This window comes from Ferviditalea candida, assembly GCF_035282765.1.
GTDB lineage: Bacteria > Bacillota > Bacilli > Paenibacillales > KCTC-25726 > Ferviditalea > Ferviditalea candida.
In genome coordinates, this window is the sequence record NZ_JAYJLD010000014.1 from 1 (window position 1) to 19452 (window position 19452).

The window sequence follows — 19452 nt, forward strand, 5'->3', positions numbered from 1 at the left end:
ATTCAAAGACAGTCCAAGCCACCTAACGGTGGCTCGGAACACTACAAAAGTGACATTTTCTCGGACGAGTTAAGGTGACATTTTCTCAGACGTTTGACAGTCCAATGTCTGGTTTTTTTAAAAAACAAAAAAACGCCGGAAACCGGCGTTCCTTTGCTCATAACTTGAGCTTAACACGAGTACTTTAATTGAATGTGATCGATATCCTCCGTATCGGCCACTGCCACCTCTTTGATCAAATGCCGCTTGACCAAATTGTGCAGCACAAGAACCATCTCAATGTGCAGTCCTTTCAATTCCGGGTGTTCCACCAACTCCATCGGAGTCCACGGTTCACTTCGGCTGTTCATGATCCGGATCAAAAGCGCGCAGTATTTGCCCATCTTGGCCATAACGGAAAATTCGCAGGCCAACAGAACCAGTTCGATTCGCTGCTCAATCGTTTCCCTGCTCAACGCCAGTTCCTCGTACAGCTTATAGACGCCTGCATTGATACGGTGAATTTGCTGCCAAACCGTTACTTCAGGATGATATCCCGCTTCGATAATTGCCAGATGCGCCCAATGAAACAGAGCCTCCAAGACGTTGCTGTATGCATCGAAGATTTGTCCTTCCCGCAGATAGTCCTTGCTGAGCAAATACTTTCGCAGAAACATGGAGAACTCAATCAGCAGTTTTTGTTCCCGAAGCGCTAGCGGAAATTCCAGCAGCCTGTGCTTCATTTTATCCAAATAATCACCGCGATCCAAAATGATATCCCCTTGCAGGATCCATTGAATGATGCTTCGGTTATCCCCGGATAATACCCACAATTCCAATCCTTCCGCATTGACCCAACGTTCTTGTACACGGCTGCCTTCTTTTATATAATGAGTAGTGAAATCCTTTCGCGAGAGATCGTCGCTGACGATCAGAAGCAGGATATCAAACCCGTCAATCACCGGACTGAAGGGTCCGACGGTCTGCACGATCAATACACTTCGGATTCGATGATCGTTTCGATATCTCCTCGAGACGTAATTCTTGATTTTGTCCATGTTGCTTCAGACCTCCGAACTTGTTCCAAAGAATTCAAGACCTTGCAGAGAGAGTTGTTGAGATGTTGAGATATTGAAGCATATATTTCTACATGTTTTTTGTGTTTCCTGCCAAAATTAACGACAACTTTGACGAAAAAAGGAGAAAAATGATGTTTTTTAAAACTGGCAAAATCAATGAATTTCGTTTATGGGGGCTGCTTCTGACCTTGGCCGGAATGGGCATCATGATTCTCGGCACTGCCGGGATCCTGCTTTGGGGCAGGCAAGGACAGTTGATAGCGGGAATTTTTCTGATTCTCGGGATGATCAGCATGATGGGCAGCATGGCTATCTACTTCTGGGCCGGCATGCTCTCCACGAGCGCAGTCATTCTGAAATGCCCCGAATGCGGCAAACAAACCAAGATGCTTGGCGCCACTGACCGATGCATGTTCTGCAAAACGATTTTGACGCTCGATCCGAACCTGTCCAATACCCAGACATCCTTGGAACAAAAATCTTAAACTGCCTCGTCCCTGAAAAAAGGCCCTGCCCTCCGCAACCGGGAAGTCAGGGTCTTTTTTGCAGAGTTCGCTCGATTACATTCCAGATTTCCGGAGTTTCGAATCCTCTTTTCCATGCTGCAACGCCGGCCAAATCATATTTTGAGATCAGTTTCATTCGGGACTGCACCGAGCCTTCGTCTTCAATCCAAATTTTCACCGTATTGCCGTTTTCCGGATACTCAATGTAAAGCTGGCCCGTGGCCGGATCGAATTTAGGTTGAAGCTTTTTTTCCCGGATCACTCTCTGTACATAGCTCATTTGGACCGCCTTTGATTTAACGGGGGTTTTACCTTGCTGCACTGTTTCCGTCCATAAGCGGGTATAAAAAGGAATCCCCATGATCAGCTTATTCGAGGGAACATGGTCATGCTCGATCAAGTCCGCGACGCCCTTCTCCATCCAGGGCAAGGATGCCACCGACCCCGCATCCGGACTGCTTGCCCAATGCTCATCGTAAGTCATCACAATCATATAGTCCACAGTCTTGGCCAAGGCTTCCCGATCAAAAAACAGCGACCAGTTCGGACTCCCCCCGCGTACCGTTACATCGATGGAAACAACCAGATTCTGTTCGTGCATCAGTGGGGTCATTTCTTTGACAAACTGCGTCAATTTGGCCTTATCCTTGACATACACGTTCTCAAAATCAATGTTGATGCCCTGTAAATCGTACATCTCGGCAAATGCGAGCAGCTGCCGGATCAGCTTCATTCTTGAATCGTACGTGGCGATTGCCTCGGTGGTCCAATCGGGATCAAAGCTGTTGGAGAACAGCGCCCAAACCTGGTAACCTTGGTCATGCGCCCATTTGACATACGCCGGATCTGCTTGATTTCTGATTGAATAATCGCCTTTCTGATTGCGTTCAAGATGAAACCATGTCGGGCTGATGACATTTAAGCCCGGCATATCGGAAATTTGTGAGGTATCCGGATTTTTGTTGATGACCTGTTCCCAAGACATCACAATTTTACCGCCAACCGGACTCCACGGAATAAACGGACGGGACTTGTCCGATGCTGTGATCACTTCTGTCCGGTCCAGCACCAATTTGGTTTTGGGAACGTATCCGGTAATCCCGTTTGGCAACTGTACCAGATACCAGTCGTCTACTTCTTTCCAGATCATCACATCGCCTTGATTCGGCAATTCGGCCACAATCGGGGCCCTGATCGTGGGGTGCGTTCTTAATGGCACTTGCTGGGGTTTTCCGTTTTCAGGCAAATTGGCTTTGCCCCACTGCAGGACATCACCGTCCTTCATCAGTAAAACCGCTCCCGTATCGGGGGCTTCAGACCAATTGATCTGAAAATAAGTCTTGAGCGGCACCATAGGCAAATAGACGGCCCCCTCGGTTTTTTCTACCGGGAAAGAAAGCTTCATCGGTTGTTCATTCAGCATAGCGGTCAGACGGTCCGTTCGCATGCGCAGCACTTTGTCCTGCGTCGTGATAATCACCGAATCGCTCTCCTGTTCATAAACCGCAGTGGAATCGATCTTATCCTGAATGACCGGCAGAGGAAATTTCAAACTCTCACCGCTTCCGAGCGCGGGCATATTCAATAATTGGCCACGATAATAAATAGGGTGATCAAAACCATGAAAATCGGGAAAAACGCGGGAATTATTGGGGGAATACTTGTCCCATAAAATGAAAATCATCATTCCTGTCCCTGCCGCCACCAACAGCAAAAGAAAGAGCAGGCCCGCAGGAATCCTGGAACCAGGAGTCTTCCTGGAGTGAATTCTGGAAATGCTTTGATTCTCCACTTCATCCCCCCCCATATACGATTCTATTCTATCTATCTTATTGCATATTCCGTCATCACGTAAAAAAGACGTGCCGATTTCCCAAGAAAGGAAAATTCGAATCACGTCTCATTATACTATACAATGACAAAAAAGGTGGGAATCCGGCAGCATTAATGTTTGGTAATATCGGCGCACTGCTTGCAAATCCCGTAAATCTCAAGGCGGTGTCCGTCAGGCTGAAAGCCGGTCTGCTCAAAAGCCGCTTCCTCGACTGCCTTGAGCCGGGGATAATCAAAGTCGGTAATTTCTCCGCAGCGCTCGCAGATCGCATGATAATGTTCGGACATATCGGCATCGTACCTGCTGGCATCATCGCCATATGTCAATTCCCGAACCAAACCGTAATCGATAAACACCTTCAAATTATTGTATACCGTAGCAACGCTCATACTGGGAAAATTGTGTTCCAACGCTTTATATATCTCATCAGCGCTCGGATGGGATCTTTCATTCATCAAATATGACAAAATCGCATGCCGCTGTGGGGTCATCCGAATACCCGAGTGTTTTAATTTATCCAAAGCCTCATCAATTTTGGACGTCATGTTCCGTCCCGCCTTTCCTCATTAACGCACCGCAAGCGCGAAGTTTGTAGAAATTGCAATAATGCTTTATTTACAATCATTTTACTTTTGTCAATAACAATTTGTCAATGAGCTTTCCCAAACTGTATATTTTTGGACGATATTGTTCGATATGAATCGTCGAATTCGGTATAAACATTATTGTTAACTTGCCTGTACCGGAGTATTCGATATCGCCGCCGAAAGCCTGATCCGGATACGATTCACTTATTCTTTATGAAGGCCGTGAGCTTGATGCCTGCAGGCGCTTCTTTTCTTCCGCCGGCGCTGTATCCGTGTTTGGTATAAAGCCCGATCGCCGGCAGGTTTTTGCTTCCGGTCACAACTTTGAACATTGAAATGCCGGGTTCCGCTTCCTCGACAAGCTGCAGCAGACGTCCTCCCACACCTTTGCGAAGATGCTCCGGATGAACCATCAATCTGCATACCGTGACCGATTCCCGGTCTTTCATATAGGATACGGCTCCGATCATCTCTTCCTGTTCAAAATCGGCGTAAAAAATTTCCCCGCAGTTGCGTATCGTCTCGATCGTATCCATCAGCGGGGGGATGGCCTGCAGACCGTTCCATTCCGCCTCGATCCGGTAGGAGAGCTGCTGCAAATACCAAAGCTGCTCCACTTCCGTATCGTCTGTCAAACAGATTTTTCGTATGGTCATAGGACCGCTCCCTATATATGCAAAATTTTACGCCAAGCAGCCGCCGTATAAAGACGGCGGCTGCACTCGGATGAATGCTTCGGATCACTGGTTTATCGATCAATGCTCCCTTCAGGAAGCATCCAACGCTTCCTTGATCAGCTTGTTGACGAGGCCCGGATTCGCTTTTCCTTTGGTTTCCTTCATAACTTGTCCGACCAAAAATCCCATCGCTTTTTCTTTACCAGCCTTATAATCGGCGACCGATTGCGGATTTTCGGCAACGATCTGCTCGACAACCGACTTGATGGCTCCTTCGTCGCTGATCTGAACCAGGCCTTTTTCCTCGACGATTTTGCCGGGCGCTTTGCCGGTTTCAAGCATTTCTTTGAACACCGTCTTGGCAATTTTGCCGCTGATCGTGCCTTTTTCAATCAAATCGATCATTTCCCCAAGACCTTGTCCGGTAATCTGCACATCGCCGATCTCAATATTATTTGTATTCAAATAACCGAGAAGATCGCCCATGATCCAGTTGGCAACCGCTTTGGCATCCTTCGTATAGTTCAAGCTCCGCTCGAACAATTCGGCAATCTTGAGCGAAGCCGTGATAACCTCCGCATCATAATCCGTAAGTCCGTATTTGCTTGTATAACGGGCTTTGCGCGCGTCCGGCAGCTCGGGAATCGTCGCTTGGATCCGTTCCTTCCACGCCTCATCGATGAACAGCGTGACCAGATCGGGGTCGGGGAAATAACGGTAATCGTGCGCTTCCTCCTTGCTGCGCATCGAGAAGGTTTTGCCCTGCGCTTCGTCCCAGCGTCTCGTCTCCTGTACGATTTGCTCGCCGCTTTCGACCGTTTCGATCTGTCTTTTCACTTCATATTCCAGCCCGCGCTGAACACCGCGGAAGGAGTTCATGTTCTTCAGCTCGGCTTTGGTCCCGAACTCTTTTTGCCCGAACGGGCGAATGCTGACGTTGGCGTCGCAGCGGAGCGAGCCCTCCTCCATTTTAACGTCGGAGACGTCGCAGTACTGAATGATCGACTTAAGCTTCTCCAAATAGGCCCTCGCCTCTTCGGGAGAACGCATATCCGGTTCGGAAACAATCTCGATCAGAGGCGTGCCGACCCGGTTGAAATCGACCAGCGAATCGAATCCGCCCTCGCCGTGCGTCAGCTTTCCGGCATCCTCCTCAAGATGGATTCTGGTGATGCCGATCCGTTTTTTCTCGCCGTTCACTTCGATTTCAATCCAGCCGTGTTCACCGATCGGCTTGTCATATTGGGAAATCTGGTACGCCTTCGGAAGATCGGGGTAAAAATAGTTTTTCCGGTCGAATTTGCTCTCTGCGGCAATTTCGCAATTCAACGCCAGAGCCGCTTTGATCGCATATTCCACCGCCTGTCTGTTCAGCACCGGCAACACGCCGGGGTGCCCGAGGCAGATCGGGCAGGTGTGCGTGTTCGGAGGCGCCCCGAACGAAGTGGAGCAGCCGCAGAAAATCTTCGTTTTTGTATGCAGTTCAACATGGACCTCGAGTCCGATGACCGTTTCGTATTTCGTATCAACCGCCGTCATTTGTCACCCTCCTTGAATTCGCACCGAGATTACAGCCGGGGTCTAAGTTTATGGTGCTCCGTCTGCTGTTCAAAGGCGTGGGCAGCCCGAAGCACGATGGATTCGTCGAACGATTTGCCGATGATTTGCAGCCCGACCGGCAGTCCGTCCGCCAATCCGCAGGGAACGCTGATGGCCGGTACGCCGGCCAAGCTGACCGGAATCGTCAAAATATCGTTCAGGTACATCGTCAGCGGATCATCGACCTGCTCCCCGATTCTGAACGCCGGGGTTGGAACGGTCGGACCGATGATCACATCGAATTTTTCGAAGACCTCGTCAAAATCCTGCTTGATCAGAGTCCGCACTTTTTGCGCCTTTAAATAATATGCGTCGTAATAGCCTGAGCTCAATGCATAAGTTCCCAGCATAATGCGGCGCTTGACTTCCGTTCCGAAGCCCTCGCTTCTCGATTTGTAATACACATCCGCAAGATCGTTCGCATTTTTCGCCCGGACGCCGTAGCGAACCCCGTCATAGCGAGCCAAATTCGAAGACGCCTCGGATGATGCGAGAATGTAGTATGCCGCGACGGCATATTCCGTATGGGGAAGGGAAACTTCTTCCCAAACCGCGCCCATTTGTTCAAAGACCCGTAAAGCCGCAAGCACTTTGTCCCTGACTCCGGGCGCGACGCCTTCCCCGATGTATTCTTTGGGAACCGCGATGCGGAGTCCTTTGACATCCCCGGTCAAAGCGCCGATGTAATCGGGAATCTCCACATTCGCCGAGGTTGAGTCCAGCGAATCGTGTCCGGCTATCGCCTGCAGCAAATATGCGGAATCCTCCACATTCTTGGTGATCGGTCCGATTTGATCCAAGGATGAAGCAAATGCGACCAGTCCAAAACGGGAGATCAAACCATAGGTAGGCTTTAAACCGACGACTCCGCAGTAAGCGGCCGGTTGCCTGATGGAGCCGCCCGTATCCGAGCCGAGCGCAAAATAAACCTCCTCGGCGGCGACGGCAACCGCAGATCCCCCGCTGGAGCCTCCAGGAACATGCTCGGTATTCCAAGGATTGCGAGTCGGATAAAAAGCCGAATTTTCATTGGAACCGCCCATGGCGAATTCGTCCATGTTCAGCTTGCCGATCGTGACGGTTTGCGCTTGCTTCAGCTTTTGGACGACGGATGCGTTATAAATCGGGCGATAATTGGACAAAAACTTGCTGGCGCAGGTTGTCACCAAATCTTCCGTTACAATGTTGTCCTTGATGCCGACCGGCAGCCCGAACAGCAGCCCCCGTTCTCTTACTCCCGAATCCAGCTGCTCGTCCAATTGGCCTGCGGCAGTCCTTGCCTGTTCTTCATTCAAGGTCAGAAAAGCCTTCACTTGTGAATCAACCGCGCCGATCCTGTTGAAGGATTCATCCACCAAATCGCGAACGGACAGTTCTTTTCGGATCAAACGGTTATGTATTTCCTTGATGCTCAAACGAAATAACGACACGATTCCTTCCTCCTTGATCATCCTAATCCAATATGGCAGGTACCCTGAATTGCCCGTCCTCTTCATCCGGCGCGTTCCGCATGACTTTGTCGATCGGCCAGGACGGACGCACCTCATCCTCCCTCATCACATCGGAAAGCTGCAACACGTGGCTGGTCGGCTTCACATTGTCCGTATCCAATTCATTGAGCTTTTCCATGAAATTCAATATTTTGTTCAATTGCTCGGTAAATTGCCGCTTCTCCGGTTCGCTTAGCTCAAGTCTGGCCAACTTGGCTACATGCTCCACATCGTTCACCGAAATGCTCATGAATGTACCTCCAATCACTCTCTAATCATTCTTCATATTATAGCTTACTTGTTTTTTGATCTCAATCCAGCATAAGAAAAAGCAGCCCGATGGGCCGCTCTCTTGTTCTATCGAATCCGAACCTTGTTGGGACTTGCGAATTTATTAAATCCAAGCTTTCAGGTTGACCTGCTTGACGAACTCCTCCTGGCTCAAGAGCTTGTTCTCATCCTGCTCGGCCTTCTCATTGATGCCGCCATTCATGATGCGCAGGAATAATTCTTGATTCTTGGTGGCCAGAGCAAAATCAATCAACGCTTCCTTCTCAATGCGGTCGGCTTCCTGCCGCAGCAGCACTTCTTCCAATTCTATATCCGAAGCAGGCACATAATAATGCTTGTTCAATTTGGGAATCCTGATCACATAATCAAAAGCGTTGTCCGCATTGCGTTCATAAGCGATGATGTAGGCATGTTGGCCGATCGGAAGGTTCTGTTCAAACTTGTCGGAAACAACGTATACTTTTTGACCCAGGCGATACATGTTCCTTCCCCCTTTATAAGGTGGTGTTTCTACTAATTATATGTATTTTGCCATACGAATCAAGTACATACGTTGATCCTGCCAGAAAAAAGGCGTTCGTCTATTTATTTTGAGCTCGGTCTCCCTTACACTTGTATGATGCCTTCCCGTGTGAGAGTCAGCTTTTCAAAGCCGTCGTCCGTAATGGCGTACGTATTCTCTATCCCGATGACACCTGTTCCCGGAAAGGTGAATTTCGGCTCAACGGCTATTACCATGCCCGGCTGCAGCGGATACTTGAAACCTTTGGCCAGAACGGGCAGCTCATCCATTTCCAGGCCGATGCCATGACCGAGAAATTTCACCTGATCCTCTCCATAGCCCATGAAATGCTCCTCGAGACCGGCATCCTTGGCGTGCTCAAGTGCCATGACATACAGATCCTCACAAATTGTACCGGGCTTCAGCATGGATTCCGCCTTGCGCAAAATTTGCTCCGAAACCTCGTAAGCTTTTTGCAGCTTCTCCGGCAGCTCTCCAATCACCACAGTACGAGTCTGATCGGAGACATAACCGTCGATCATGCAGCCAATATCCATCAAAATCGGTTCATTGGCGGCAATCGCACGGCGGGCGGATCCTTGCGGAAAAGCGGGTCCGAGTCCTTGTCCGCCCGCTGGTCCGTCGAAGCCAGTAGGCATGGAGATCGCGCTGCCGCTGCCGACCATTCCGGTTACCAGTTCCTGATTATAACCGCGCATGCGGATCATTCCCATATGGCCCAACTGACGGGTGCGATACTCGATATCGGAGACCAGTTCGAGCTCTGTCGCTCCTTCTTTAAGCCGCGACAAAGCAAAGTCCAATGCCTGATCGGCAATTTGCGCCGACTTTCTCAGCAGGGCGATTTCCTGCTCCGATTTGATCATCCGCAGCTCCCGAACGGCCATCGAGCCGTCTTTCCATTCCACTGCACCGAAAGCGGCCTCCAAGCGTTGGAAAACCTGCACCGGAAGCACATCGAATTCCGTGGCGATCACGGGCGATTTCCCGGAGGAAAACACGGTGCTGAAATCTCCCTTCACTTTATCCCCGAAGGAACGGAAAGAACCAAGCCCGACAGCAGGGAAAGCAGACTCAACTTGAGCGCGCTGCAGGCTTCTTCGCACGTAAAAGCGCGGTTCCCCCTCAACCGGCACGAACAAGTAGCCGATCTGCATAGATCCCGTAAAATAATACAAATCCACGTTTTGCGTGACCAAAAAACCGTCCGTTCCTTCCTGCCGCATCCGTTCCTGAAGTCTCCTGATCCTATCGTTGAATTCGTTCACTCCAACCCCTCCAATTTCGTGTTCTGCTGCAACATCTATTCTGATTATAATTGAATCCATTGCAAAACACGACCAAGTAAAAATGAAAAAAGCCGTCTGCGAATTCAGAATCCGTCAGGCGACTTTTTACTATGACTTGCTTACTATTTGGGTACCTCAGCCGTTCCGGCAACGTGCCATCTTAATGTTCCGTCTTTTTGGGGCGTGGATTCGATATTAATGAAAAAGTAATTTCCATTGTACTTTTCCCAGAAGAGCATCGCGTGGTTTTTGGCAGGATTCAACAACAGTGCAGGAAATTTATCCCCATACTCCAAGTTGTGTTTTCTTTCGTCACTGAAAAGCGCGGCGTTAAATGAAGAAGCTTCCTCATAAGTCAATTGATTGGTAAAAGAGATGTCAATATCGCCGCTGTCCACGATTTCCCAATTATTCAAATTCAATTCGGGTTGTTGATTGGATATTTTATTTTTTCCAAGATTCCAGGAATCGTTCAGCATTTTCATGACCTTGGGGTTTTCCACATCTGACATGGGTTTGTGAAGATTAATATGGGACCGCAGTTGATTTTGTACTACTGGATCGTTAGTTTGGGCAAACGCACTGACTGCAACGAGGCTGGCAACAGCGAGAATCATTGATAAGAAAAGAAATATTTTGTTCTTCAGCTTTAACATAATTTTCATCCCCCCTATTTATGATTTGTATTAATAAGTCTATTTTACTAATTATAGAAAATTTACATTATATTAGAAAATGTTTTTAATCTCCTTTTAATAGGCTGCAATTAAACTGCACTTATTCTTCTTTAAGCCTCGTAAATTTCCGCAGCCCCTTTGATTTCCCACGTAACGGGACCCATAATGTTGAACATGCGCGGATATTCGACGCGGATGATCAGGATTACCCCCGGCCTTGCAAGCGTAACCTTGTATCCGTAGTCCGCATTTTCATAGATATAGGGAAACCCGCGATCTTCATTGATAACCTCAAAGACCAGAATCTCAATCTGCTGCTTGAAAAATGTTCCCGGCAAAGGGTGATTGGATGCGTCAAGCCGCAAATTCCGCTGCAAATAGCTTAAAGCCGTCGTCTCCGCCCTGAGCGGATCAATGCTGTAAACTCCGGCGGGCAGCTTCGAAACATCCAACTGCTGGGCAGCCGCATGCGCAGCCCGGTTCAAAGCGTGTTTCGCCTGAAACAGTGCCTTCATCGCCATCTCTTCATCTGTCTGCAGCGCATTCAGCATCATGCCGAGCACCAATATCAGCAAATAGGCAACTAATTTGTACACCTTCGTTGCTCCGCTCCTTTGCCGCGCACATTCCGCCATTGAGGAATCTGTCCGGTCTCCTGGGAGTCTGTCCGACGGACTGATTTTCGTGAATTTATTAAGAGTATTCATTTGTTGCGGAAGCGGAGTAATGGAAAGATGCCGGATAAGCGACTTTTGCTTTGAGTTTCAACCATCGATAAGCCCATTCATAAAAGAAACTCAAAACAACGGAGCTTTGAGGCACTTTCCAATGCACAGCTGGAGGCAACCATAAATGAATGCAACTGGAATAAATATTTCATCATTTCGCTTCGTCGGACAGCTTCCTACGGCACGTACTCGCTCATTTTAACGCCGGTTGCGCGCATTCTGGATTGCGGATTGGGAGGCGCAACCCCGATTAACCTGTCAATTTCGAACAGCTTTTCATACGGATAGCTGATTTCCAACTGTATGCCCGTGCCGCGGATAACCGGGTCTCCCGGATTGGTCCCGTCTACCCCGGAAGTCGTGGTTACGTCATAAATCAGCTTTTCCGTTTGAAACCCCCGGTCGGCCAGCCTGGACTTGGACTCCGCAAGCATCGACGAATCGATGCATCCATGCGAAGCATTGGCCCCCACCTCAAGCAAATAGTCGACCTCTTGCTGCAGAACAGCCTGCCGGACAATCAACACATGCTTGTAAATGGGTGAAAACATGGCCCAGCTGAGCAGCGCGGCAAACAAAATAAACACCAGAATTTGCTTCATCGCTTCAAGGACTCAAACTGCGAATGGTTTGATTGATTTGTTGACCCTGAGCCTTAACAACATTCTTCGTCCCGGTTGGTCCTTCAACCGTATGATTAAAGATGGTGATTACAGCTATGATCAGCATTACCGTCATAAGCAAGGATCTCATGTTCGTTACCCCCTTTAGTCAATTCGTGCTCAAACCGCTGATTTGCGTATTCGCAGCAGTGCCTTTTTCTTCAATCTTCGCTTTGATGCCTGTCGTGCCGTCGGAAATCATGGTCGTGAACATGACTGCGACAACAATCAGCATCATGACCGTAATCAATATGCTTCTCACGCTATTCCCCCCTTGTATGCTAAGAGCAGTTACCGATTCTTAATTGAATTGGAAATTGCTCTTTTGATTTTTCGTGCTCTTTGAAAACTGAATAATGTTACCCTGCTGGAGGACGTAGCCCAAGCGAAGCGCGGGAGCCCCAGCGGGACGAAATTAATTTAGGTGTTTACGATCCAGTGATGTCTTTGTCGGGATCGATGTAAGCAGCAAGAACAACGTCGTCTGTTGCCTGCCTCAAGGTGACAGCGTCAAATCGCTAAGCCGTTTCACCGTCTCCAATGGCGAACCCGGCGTACTTACTCTGCGCGAGCGGATCGCAGCACTGATGCAAAAGCACAGCTTAACACATATCCGCTTCGGTCTGGAGGCGACCGGCTGTTACTCCAGCCATCTCGCCCGGTACTTGGAAAGCGTCCTCGACTTTGCTCCATATGAGCACAGCGTCTACGTGTTCAACCCGAGTCTCATTAAGGCATTCAAGAAGACTCATTTTCTTGACGTCACGTGGAGCGAATCCTTAGCAGCCCTTCAGCGTCTGACACGGACTCGTTACCACATTGTACAGAATTTGGCACGGGAGACCAATTTCCTGCTGACCAACCTGTTTTTAAAGTTCAGCAGTTATGCGACCGGATCTTTCGGAAAGAAGACGTCGGCGAACAGTTTAGCGGTCATGCAAGAGTTTGCCAGTGTCGAGGACATCATCGAGATGTCCGTCGACGATTTGCTTGTCTTCGTGGTGCAGTGCGGAAAGAATCGCTTCGACAATCCGCAGGAAGTGGCGAAGGCACTACAGAAGGCAGCACGCTCTTCCTACAGGTTGCCTAAGGCGATGTCGGACTCGGTGAACCTTGCTATGGCTTCCAACATACGGATTATTCGGTCGCTCCAAGAGCAAGCGAAATCGCTTCAGAAAGCGATCGAGGAGCATCTGGCACCATCCCGCAGACGCTCACGTCCGTGCCAGGAATTGGCCTGATCTTTGCCGCAGGACTCATCTCGGAGATTGGCGACATCTCGCGTTTCCCGAACCAGATGGCCCTCGCGAAATATGCAGGCCTCGCATGGACGGAAAACCAGTCCGGCGATTTTAAAGGCGTTGAATCTCGGCTCATAAAAGTTGGGTCGCTGCGCAAAAGGGGTGCGTCCGGTCGCCGTTAACCCAACATATCAAACAGCTTTCTTCCCTCCGCCAACCATGGATAAATGAAGATACGAAACGTGTTCAGGATTGGAATACCCGCCAACACGAACAGGACGTATGAATTCATCTCCTTTCGGCTCTCCTTGATCAGCTCGATTTTATGTTTGTAGTCTTTGGTTCTCTGCCGCAGTACCTCGTAATACTGCTCGTGATCATAAAGGCGGAGGGAGCGCAGAGTTTCCGCAAAGTGGCGGCCCTCTTCGGTGGCCAGCCTCCCGGCGAAACGTTCAATCGCCCTTTCCGCATCCTGATACCATTCGTTCACCAGCAAATTCATTTGCGGGCGGATCGCCTTCGTCAATGGCACGCAGCGCACCAGCTTATGGTGAAGGTTCATCGATGAACCGGAAAAATAAAGAAGCTGGCGGCTCAACAAATACACCTCGTTCACGATGCTGCGGCTCCTTCTTTGTTTCAGCAGAGAAAGCAGACGGCTGTCAAAAAACAGCAGCAACAGCAGCGCCGCTGCAAACCATTCAAGCGAATAGGGTGACCATCCGACAAAAATGAAATGCTTTCGGGCTAGCCAATATCCCAAGATTCCGATTAGTATCGCAGCCACACCCGCAAGTCGGATCAGCAGTTCATATCGGATCACATCTGCGGAAAATCCGGACTCCGTCAGCAGCTGGCGCTTGGGAGCCAGCTTGCTTTCATCAATCGGGATCAGCAGCAGCCTGAGCAGCCAATAGGGCGGTGAAAATCCTTGCGAAGAATTACGTATATTGCCCAATGCCCATCTCGGACGTCTGAACGTCATACCCAGCAGGAGCAGCCGCACACTGTACAGCAGCAGCATAAAAACCAATGCATCGCCGATGCGGATGATCCAGGTCATCATCAAAAAAGACATCAGCATTCCCCTTTATCAGTTTCATTTAGATTCTTCTAACGGATAAATAAATGCCGACCAGAAAAGAAACGAAAATCAATACGAAAGCGTCAAGCAGCATCTCCCTCCCCGTGGCGTCCACAACATAATAATGATATGCTTGCTGAAAATTCAGTTTGAAATTGATAAGCATGAAGACACTCAAAAAAACGATTGGAGTGAAATTTGCCATGCGAATCTCCAAAAGCCGGTTCCGGTCGATTTGATCCGTCCGTTGGGCTCTGCGCATGTCCTCAATCAGTTCTCTCAGATTTTCGGAAACATCCACTCCTTCCTCAAGCCCGACCCGCAGAATCCCGGAGAAGTAGCCGCCCCACAAACTGCCTAAGGCAACTTCAAAAATATGCAGCCCGTCCTCATATTCCTTTCCGATCATCAGATTCCGATAGAGCTGTTCCATAATCGGCTTCATCGGGTAGCGAAGGCGATTCCCCTTCAAGCTGTCCTTCAGGACCGACCGGATATTTTTGTTCTCAGACAGCACATAGGAATGGTAAAAGACCTCCAGGGCAGGCAGCAGCTCCAAACGAGTTTGCATCTGCAAATTAAACAGCCTGATCCTGAGAAACAAATAAGGAAGCCCGCCCAGCATCAGTGCAACCGAAACGACTCCTCTGAATCCGTCGAAAAACAAGGTGCCCAGGATAATACCGCTTAGTGAGAGCATCGCTGTCCAAACGAAAAAAGCTTGAGTTCCGCCTGATTTGCCTACAGATACGTTCAAAATCTTCACATGCCCGTGAATCCGCCGAAGCAATGGAAAACCGGCTGCAAGCCGCTGCAGGTACTTGCGGTTTCTTTGATACGACAGCCTTCCCCGTATCGATTGCCGGGAGATCAGTGACAACAGCATCAAACGGATAAACAAATAAAAAAGAATCAGCAGAAGTAGGAGCAGAGCCGCTTTGGCGACAGCAATCATTCTTTCTCCACCATCCCCATTTCCTCTAGGCGGCGGAATCCTGATTCGTCAAACCTTCGGATTCTGGAAGACGATTTGGCGGTGAATGGGCTTGGGAAAACCCATTGTCGGGATAGACGATCATATAAGACGATATCCCGAACGGTTACTTCTTCCTGCCGATACACGAACTCCCCAAGTCGGACGATCTTCCGCCGATCTTCAACAACAGCCATTTCAATACCGATTTGCGTCACATATTCGGTTATCCGCTTGCGCAGTCTGCCAGGATCAACTCTTCTGCCGTCCTGCATGCACATGTCCGCAATGGCATCGGGAGCATCTTCAAGCTGGCTGACATGAACGGATGTAATGCTGCCGTCGTGTCCGCGCGTGCATGCACGGACATAAATATTGGCGTCTGCATCGCGAATCTCGGCATGACAAATTCTTTTGGGCGACTGCCTTAATGCGAGCTTGAAAGCCTGCCTCCCGGAATGAAGCTCATCTTCATCGTCAATTTCATATTCGATGATGTTTTTGCCGGGAAAATCCCTGCGCAGCATCAATTCGTGACGCGATTCGATGGTGACGATCCGCTCGTCGTCGGGCATTTCCGAAATCAGGGCTTTGATGAAATGTGTTTTGCCAGAATTGGTGGGGCCGATGACCACGATGTTAAAGCAGGCCCTAACAAGGCACTGCAGAATAGAGCGTATGGAATCGTCGATCGTACTGTACCGCGGTTCGCACAATCCCTTCAGCGTAAAATGTCTGACCGTATAAAACCGGATCGTAATCGTCGGTTCGGATGTGTATCCGAAACCCGTCAACGTCACCCTCGATCCGTCGTTCAACATGACTTCCGCCCAACGCTTCCGGGGAGTTAATGTATCCTTGTTGAAAAGAACCAAATTCTGCTGAATCCGTTCCACATCCTTCAGCGAATCAAATCTGTACCTGGATGCCTTGCTTTTTCCCCCGCGTACTTCAAATATCTGCTCCCCGACCACTTGAATCTCTTCCAGTCCTTCGTGCTCCTTCAAAATAGGTTCAAGCACGCTCATTCCGATCACTTCCGCGAAAACCGCTTCCGCCAACGTTTCGTATTGCTTCGGCGGCGGAACATGCTGCCGCCTCTTCTTCATCAGGTAATCGCTGATGACGGCCAGCACTTTTTTGCGTTCCTCAGCATACCCCAGCACCGAGCGATTGATCATCTCGTTATGCGCCAATTTCTCAGCTTCCGTTTTCGCTCTGGTCTCCATTAGAAAGCCGCGGACATCCTCGATCAACTCCTGAAATCGTTCATTCGACACGCCCGTGCTTTCCTGCCCGGGTTGAGCTTTATCCTGCTTGCGGTGACCGTCAACGCGGTTCTCACGATACTTCTCAGAATACGCCAGCACTGAAAATCTACGCTTTGACTCTATGTTATTTCCCTCCTTTCATCACAACTTTTGTTCCGATCCGCGAACGCTGCGCTGAAAACCAGCGTTTCAACCACCCCGCGCCTTTCTCCTCCGTTTTAACCTCGGGCAATCCAAAGAGCTTCATCAGTAGGGTCGTAGGTCGCTGCAAATCCCCGCTCAACTCCGGATGATGAAGCATGAGTTCAAGCAGCTTCCCCCGGTTCAGCCAGGAATCCAAATACCCGTATTTTCGCAGCTCCCCGATCACCTGCAGGCCCGTCTCTCTGCCAATCTCCTTGGCATGAAAGCCTTCGCCGCCCATAGACTCCGATTGTGTAATCAATAGATCGAACTCTCCTGTATTCAACCCAAAAACCGGAATCATGTTCTTCGCCCACCGGACAAAATCCTCCTGAAAGTGACTCAACTGCGGTGTGGTGACCACAATTTTCGTATCGGCGAACAGGGCTGAGCAGACTGTCGCTGAATTATCCCAATACGCGCCCACCCCAATCACGCAGAGATCGAAGGTTCTCTCTGCAAGCTGAAGCAAATATTCGATATCCTCCGGCGTATAGTATTCAGCCTGCTCGCGCAGCATGTTGCCGAATAAAATACTCAAATTGGGGAGTTCCCCCAAACGTTCGCATAATTGAAGCAGCCTGCTCTCATTTAAACTCATTGATTTAATCTCTGCGCGAATGCCGTCAAGTGTAGTTCTCGGTTGCTCGATGCCCAAATAACGGTGCAGCTTTGAGCTTTTCAAATTCAAACAAAGATAGCCGATGATAAGTCCCGTTCTCCGGGCCAACTGCACAGCTGTTCCGAATGACGCTGTCGTTGCGCCGATATTCGGCGTCGTCCCCAAAAACAGCACCGTGGAATTCCGCTGCGGCCGTGACGCCGCAACAGCGCCGAAAATCAATCTGTGAATTTCGTTGACAACGGCTTGGACGGAACGTCCGGGCGCGATATACTCCACTTGGTTGGCAATGCAGGCTTTCATATACTTATCATTGACGTCCGTATCGTGATGGTTTGAAAGCAGGATAATCACCTTCAAGCTTTCCGACAACCCGCGGAAACCGTCGATTACGGGACCGATGTCCGCTAACGGTACGCAACGGTCCGAAAGCACGAGAACGTCCCACTCTCCCCGTCTCTCATCCTCCAAGGCGCCTAACGTGTCTTCAAAGAAAACGGACTCGCAGCCGAATTCAGCCTGAGACTTCATCCATTGCTCCGACAATAGTGAATCCACGGCAATATAAGCAATCCTCATGTTCAGCCCTCCTCGTATAGCTTTCTTCTTCTATTCACCCGGCTTTTTGGTAATGGAGAACGATGCAAATGCAATCACCAGCTTGCTTTCCCGCGATTTGCACAAGCTGTCGATAGCCAGCCATTGTTCCTCCGTCAGGTTCAGGTTGATCGAATCGATCGCCCCGTTGGCGTCTCTTCGCGAAGCGTACATTTTTTCCCGGTCATTGTTCGCCTTTGACAGCAGATTGGACTGCCGGACATCGTCCACCTCCACATTCGCAGCGGACTTGACGGATGCAACCGTGACCAGTTCGTCAAACAACCGCCTCGAGCCCCCGTCTCCATCCGAGATGTAGAGCCGAACCTTATCTCCTGCCCGAATTCCGTTCGATACGGATAAAATGTAGGACTTGGGAATTTGGAAAGTCGATTGATCCCCCCTCGGGAGAAGGTTAAACCGGTCGACCTTCCATCGCAGAACCGGTTCTCCCGCACCAAGCGGAAGCAAGGTTTCCATACCGACCACCTGACCGATTTCTTTGACCATTTCGTCCCTGTACGCCCCGGTCAGAACGGGCCGATATTCAACCAGATCAGAAGTGATCATCGTTCCTGCATGAATAAAGTCCTTGGGTACGACAACATTGACTGTTTTCTGGAGCTCGACCTGCTGCAGTTGCAGCTTATATACCCCGAAAACGAGCAGCAGCGCAGCCAAAGCGGATAACAGGCTGATCATAAAATTTCTTCTGCGGTTCATCATTCATAAACACCCCGTTTCTTCGGCAACAAAAAAAGACACAACTCCCGTTACCGGAGCTTGCGTCCTTCGCAAACCATATCCTGGATTTAATTGTAGAATTATCATATCAAAGAATGGAGCAATTGTCTACAAATTCTTATGACTTTCGATAATTTTTTTCAGATTGCCTTAAGTCATTTTTCTTCTGCATAGTTTTCCAAAACTGAATATAACTGCTTTGTATAACACATATTATATATGAAAAACTTCTATCGAAGTTCTTCAAAGGAGCGGGACCGCGATTAAATGAAGTTTTTCATGCCGATAAGAATTTGCCTTTCCAAGGGCCGGAAACTTATAAATTCTTATGCGGTAAAGAATCGCACAAAAGGAGGACGTTGACTTTGTTTAAAAAAAATATTGAAGTAATCCCGGAAGCAGAGTTTCCGGTTTGGAACTGCAGCAATGAAAATTGCAACGGCTGGATGAGAACCGATTACACCTTTGAGGAGCAGCCCATCTGCCCGCTTTGCCATTCACAAATGGTCAATGAAATCAAGACGCTGCCGGTTTTGCAAAACTACGTGAAATAATTCGGCGCTCACCCCGCCTGCAAGTTATTCCGTTCCCACTCTCCGCCATTCGTTCCCCCTGTTCAAAACAGGCTTGTTCATGCTTTCCGTAATTGCATGCATCTGATCATTGATAATCACCGAATGCGCTGAACCGTCATAAATTAATACAGACGTCCCATGCCATTTCCAATGGCACCAACAGGTGATGAAAATAGCGCGCGATGCGTCCCTGAAGAATTCGCATTTAGGACGCGTAACGAAATTAGTTGTCGATAGCGTC

General features: G+C 49.2%; 23 protein-coding genes. 4 read left to right on the top strand and 19 right to left on the bottom strand.

Annotated features, from left to right (window positions below):
- Window positions 1-170 precede the first annotated feature (170 nt).
- A complete protein-coding gene (locus VF724_RS10810; RefSeq protein ID WP_371754258.1) occupies window positions 171-1037 on the bottom strand; it encodes a nucleotidyltransferase-like protein in 867 nt (288 codons plus the stop codon).
- Window positions 1038-1189: 152 nt separating this feature from the next.
- Here VF724_RS10810 and VF724_RS10815 point away from each other — a divergent pair, with 152 nt between their 5' ends.
- Window positions 1190-1543 (top strand): DUF2614 family zinc ribbon-containing protein, encoded by a 354-nt coding sequence (locus VF724_RS10815; protein ID WP_371754259.1) that lies wholly within the window; start codon window positions 1190-1192, stop codon window positions 1541-1543.
- 46 nt (window positions 1544-1589) lie between these two features.
- Here the strand turns inward: VF724_RS10815 and VF724_RS10820 are convergent, their stop codons facing one another.
- The 13 genes from VF724_RS10820 to VF724_RS10880 all read right to left on the bottom strand — a co-directional run bounded on the left by VF724_RS10820 (window position 1590) and on the right by VF724_RS10880 (window position 12183).
- On the bottom strand, window positions 1590-3356 hold the full coding sequence (locus VF724_RS10820; protein ID WP_371754260.1) for a glycosyl hydrolase family 18 protein: 1767 nt from the start codon (window positions 3354-3356) through the stop codon (window positions 1590-1592).
- Window positions 3357-3508: 152 nt separating this feature from the next.
- Window positions 3509-3943, bottom strand: a complete 435-nt coding sequence (locus VF724_RS10825) for a Fur family transcriptional regulator (RefSeq protein WP_371754261.1) — start codon at window positions 3941-3943, stop codon at window positions 3509-3511.
- Between the two features lie 242 nt (window positions 3944-4185).
- Complete coding sequence (locus VF724_RS10830; RefSeq protein ID WP_371754262.1) at window positions 4186-4641, bottom strand: GNAT family N-acetyltransferase; 456 nt, start codon at window positions 4639-4641, stop codon at window positions 4186-4188.
- Between the two features lie 111 nt (window positions 4642-4752).
- Window positions 4753-6201, bottom strand: a complete 1449-nt coding sequence (gene gatB, locus VF724_RS10835; protein ID WP_371754263.1) for an Asp-tRNA(Asn)/Glu-tRNA(Gln) amidotransferase subunit GatB — start codon at window positions 6199-6201, stop codon at window positions 4753-4755.
- 29 nt (window positions 6202-6230) lie between these two features.
- Window positions 6231-7712: an Asp-tRNA(Asn)/Glu-tRNA(Gln) amidotransferase subunit GatA gene (gene gatA, locus VF724_RS10840; protein ID WP_371754264.1), complete on the bottom strand. Its 1482-nt coding sequence runs from the start codon at window positions 7710-7712 to the stop codon at window positions 6231-6233.
- Between the two features lies 1 nt (window position 7713).
- Window positions 7714-8001 (bottom strand): Asp-tRNA(Asn)/Glu-tRNA(Gln) amidotransferase subunit GatC, encoded by a 288-nt coding sequence (gene gatC / locus VF724_RS10845; protein WP_371754265.1) that lies wholly within the window; start codon window positions 7999-8001, stop codon window positions 7714-7716.
- A gap of 144 nt (window positions 8002-8145) precedes the next feature.
- Complete coding sequence (locus VF724_RS10850; protein WP_371754266.1) at window positions 8146-8523, bottom strand: ATPase; 378 nt, start codon at window positions 8521-8523, stop codon at window positions 8146-8148.
- Between the two features lie 125 nt (window positions 8524-8648).
- Window positions 8649-9833 carry a M24 family metallopeptidase gene (locus VF724_RS10855; RefSeq protein ID WP_371754267.1) on the bottom strand — a complete coding sequence of 395 codons (1185 nt, stop codon included), beginning with the start codon at window positions 9831-9833 and terminating at the stop codon, window positions 8649-8651.
- A 143-nt stretch (window positions 9834-9976) separates the two neighbouring features.
- Entirely contained in the window at window positions 9977-10510 is a 534-nt protein-coding gene (locus tag VF724_RS10860; RefSeq protein WP_371754268.1) for a hypothetical protein, read from the bottom strand.
- A gap of 131 nt (window positions 10511-10641) precedes the next feature.
- Window positions 10642-11127, bottom strand: a complete 486-nt coding sequence (locus VF724_RS10865) for a hypothetical protein (RefSeq protein ID WP_371754269.1) — start codon at window positions 11125-11127, stop codon at window positions 10642-10644.
- Between the two features lie 308 nt (window positions 11128-11435).
- Window positions 11436-11861: a hypothetical protein gene (locus tag VF724_RS10870; RefSeq protein ID WP_371754270.1), complete on the bottom strand. Its 426-nt coding sequence runs from the start codon at window positions 11859-11861 to the stop codon at window positions 11436-11438.
- A gap of 4 nt (window positions 11862-11865) precedes the next feature.
- Window positions 11866-12012, bottom strand: a complete 147-nt coding sequence (locus VF724_RS10875; RefSeq protein WP_371754271.1) for a hypothetical protein — start codon at window positions 12010-12012, stop codon at window positions 11866-11868.
- An 18-nt stretch (window positions 12013-12030) separates the two neighbouring features.
- Window positions 12031-12183: a hypothetical protein gene (locus VF724_RS10880; RefSeq protein ID WP_371754272.1), complete on the bottom strand. Its 153-nt coding sequence runs from the start codon at window positions 12181-12183 to the stop codon at window positions 12031-12033.
- Between the two features lie 229 nt (window positions 12184-12412).
- Between VF724_RS10880 and VF724_RS10885 the strand changes: the two genes are divergently transcribed.
- Window positions 12413-13162 (top strand): hypothetical protein, encoded by a 750-nt coding sequence (locus VF724_RS10885; RefSeq protein ID WP_371754350.1) that lies wholly within the window; start codon window positions 12413-12415, stop codon window positions 13160-13162.
- Window positions 13144-13344 carry a transposase gene (locus tag VF724_RS10890; RefSeq protein ID WP_371754273.1) on the top strand — a complete coding sequence of 67 codons (201 nt, stop codon included), beginning with the start codon at window positions 13144-13146 and terminating at the stop codon, window positions 13342-13344. Before VF724_RS10885 ends, VF724_RS10890 begins: the two co-directional genes overlap by 19 nt.
- Here VF724_RS10890 and VF724_RS10895 read toward each other — a convergent pair.
- Genes VF724_RS10895 through VF724_RS10915 form a run of 5 tightly spaced genes read right to left on the bottom strand, consistent with a single transcriptional unit; the run spans window position 13341 to window position 18618 of the window.
- Window positions 13341-14240 (bottom strand): hypothetical protein, encoded by a 900-nt coding sequence (locus VF724_RS10895; protein WP_371754274.1) that lies wholly within the window; start codon window positions 14238-14240, stop codon window positions 13341-13343. The genes VF724_RS10890 and VF724_RS10895 overlap by 4 nt on opposite strands.
- Window positions 14241-14265: 25 nt before the next feature.
- Window positions 14266-15201, bottom strand: coding sequence for a type II secretion system F family protein (locus VF724_RS10900; protein WP_371754275.1), 936 nt, complete (start codon window positions 15199-15201; stop codon window positions 14266-14268).
- Window positions 15198-16589 (bottom strand): ATPase, T2SS/T4P/T4SS family, encoded by a 1392-nt coding sequence (locus tag VF724_RS10905; RefSeq protein WP_371754276.1) that lies wholly within the window; start codon window positions 16587-16589, stop codon window positions 15198-15200. Before VF724_RS10905 ends, VF724_RS10900 begins: the two co-directional genes overlap by 4 nt.
- Before the next feature lie 25 nt (window positions 16590-16614).
- The gene (locus VF724_RS10910; RefSeq protein WP_371754277.1) at window positions 16615-17874 is read right to left on the bottom strand and encodes a CpaE/TadZ family protein; all 1260 of its coding nucleotides are present in this window, start codon (window positions 17872-17874) and stop codon (window positions 16615-16617) included.
- Window positions 17875-17904: 30 nt separating this feature from the next.
- Window positions 17905-18618 (bottom strand): CpaB family protein, encoded by a 714-nt coding sequence (locus VF724_RS10915; protein WP_371754278.1) that lies wholly within the window; start codon window positions 18616-18618, stop codon window positions 17905-17907.
- A 383-nt stretch (window positions 18619-19001) separates the two neighbouring features.
- Here VF724_RS10915 and VF724_RS10920 point away from each other — a divergent pair, with 383 nt between their 5' ends.
- Window positions 19002-19190 (top strand): cold-shock protein, encoded by a 189-nt coding sequence (locus VF724_RS10920; protein WP_371754279.1) that lies wholly within the window; start codon window positions 19002-19004, stop codon window positions 19188-19190.
- The last annotated feature ends 262 nt before the right edge of the window (window positions 19191-19452 follow it).